Origin of the sequence: Devosia sp. (assembly GCF_017307565.1) — a bacterium.
In the GTDB taxonomy this organism is placed as follows: domain Bacteria; phylum Pseudomonadota; class Alphaproteobacteria; order Rhizobiales; family Devosiaceae; genus Devosia.
The window spans coordinates 1-1,472 of record NZ_JAFKHD010000243.1; the positions used below are offsets into that span (position 1 = coordinate 1).

Sequence of the window (1,472 nt, forward strand, 5' to 3'; positions counted from 1 at the left end):
GCCCGTGGCACTGGCGCCAACAACTGCACCGCCGAGCGCGCCAACCGTCGTACCCTGCTGGGTGGTGGTGCACGCAGCCAAGGAAAGCGTGGCGGCAACGATAATCAGGAACTTATGCATGAGATCCTCCAGGAACTGATCGTTTTGTTAATGTTCAGCCAAAACTTTGGTTCCGGCCGTCTTCAAGAAAATTTGAATCAATCGTGAACGATTGCCTTCGACACGGCCGCCGAGACAATTCCCAGCCAGCCGAGGATCATACCGCCGCCACCGATCGGCGCGGCACCTGGAAAAAGTGGCGACGCCGTCCATTGGCGCATGGCGAGATCGGCAACGAAGATAACGCAACCCGCGGCAAGAATGAGGCCGGCACCGGTCAGCACCCTGCCCCGCCCGACGAGCCCGATAATGAGCAGGACCGGCGCATGCGCCAGCGCCATACTCGAGATCGCAGCGAGATTCCTGACCTCCTCGCCGTGAGAAGCCATGGCGGCAGTCGCGACGCCAAGCGCCCCGAAAATCCCCGCAAGAGCAATCAATCCACGTCGCATCAACATCACCATTTCCGCCCCACACCTTCCAAGCCGAGCCCCTTTCGACTAGAGCATGGCGGTGTGTGTGGGAAACGAAAATGACTGAAAATGTCGCGCCGTCGTCGCCGGCGACCGGCGCAAATACTGACGCCTCATCGAGCTGGGCCACCGAATTCCGGGCGACTTTCGCGCTCGCCTGGCCGCTGGTCATCGCTCAGCTCGCCCAAAACATGCTGCATACGACTGACGTGATTCTGCTCGGCTGGCTGGGTTCGGAATATCTTGCGGCCGGCACACTCGCGACGAATTTTCTGATGCCTTTCCTCGTCGGCGGCATCGGCGTCGTCGGCGCCGTTGCGCCGCTGGTCGCACAGGCGCGCGGCTCTGGCGATATCAAGTCCGTGCGCCGAGTGGTGCGCCAGGGCTGCTGGGCAGCCATCGTTCTCGCCGCGCTCCTGGTGCCGCTGGTGCTGCAGATCAAGCCGATCTACCAGATGCTCGGACAGGACGCTGCGGCGACCGAACTTGCCAACCAGTTCATCCAGATCGCCGCATGGTCGCTCTTCCCCGCCTTCGGCATCATCTCGTTCCGCTCCCTCCTGTCCGCCTATGACGCCACCCGCGCGATTCTGGTGATCACGGTGCTGGGTGTGCTGGTGAACGCGCTGGTTGCCTACGTCCTGATCTTCGGCCACTTCGGCTTTCCGCGGCTCGAACTGCGCGGCGCCGCGATTGCGACGACGCTGACCAATGTCGTCATGCTGATCGCCTTCGTGCTCTATGTCGTGCGCCACCGGAAGCTGAAGCGCTTCCACGTGCTGGTGCGCTTCTGGAAACCGGACTGGCCGCGCTTCCGCGAGATTTTCCGCATCGGCACGCCGATCGGCCTGACAGTCGTTGCCGAAGTCGGCATGTTCACCGCCGCCGCGCTGCTCATGG

General features: G+C 62.6%; 3 protein-coding genes. 2 read left to right on the forward strand and 1 reads right to left on the reverse strand.

What is annotated here, in order from left to right:
- Positions 1-207, forward strand: a 207-nt coding sequence (locus J0I64_RS08175; RefSeq protein WP_291407100.1) for a hypothetical protein, incomplete at its 5' end; no start/stop codon positions are given.
- On the opposite strand, the gene J0I64_RS08180 is transcribed toward J0I64_RS08175, so the two are convergent.
- A complete protein-coding gene (locus J0I64_RS08180) occupies positions 198-557 on the reverse strand; it encodes a DUF423 domain-containing protein (protein ID WP_291407101.1) in 360 nt (119 codons plus the stop codon). The two genes, J0I64_RS08175 and J0I64_RS08180, sit on opposite strands and share 10 nt — an antisense overlap.
- Positions 558-631: 74 nt before the next feature.
- Here J0I64_RS08180 and J0I64_RS08185 point away from each other — a divergent pair.
- Positions 632-1,472 (forward strand): MATE family efflux transporter (locus J0I64_RS08185; RefSeq protein ID WP_291407102.1); only part of this gene is annotated, 841 nt, incomplete at its 3' end.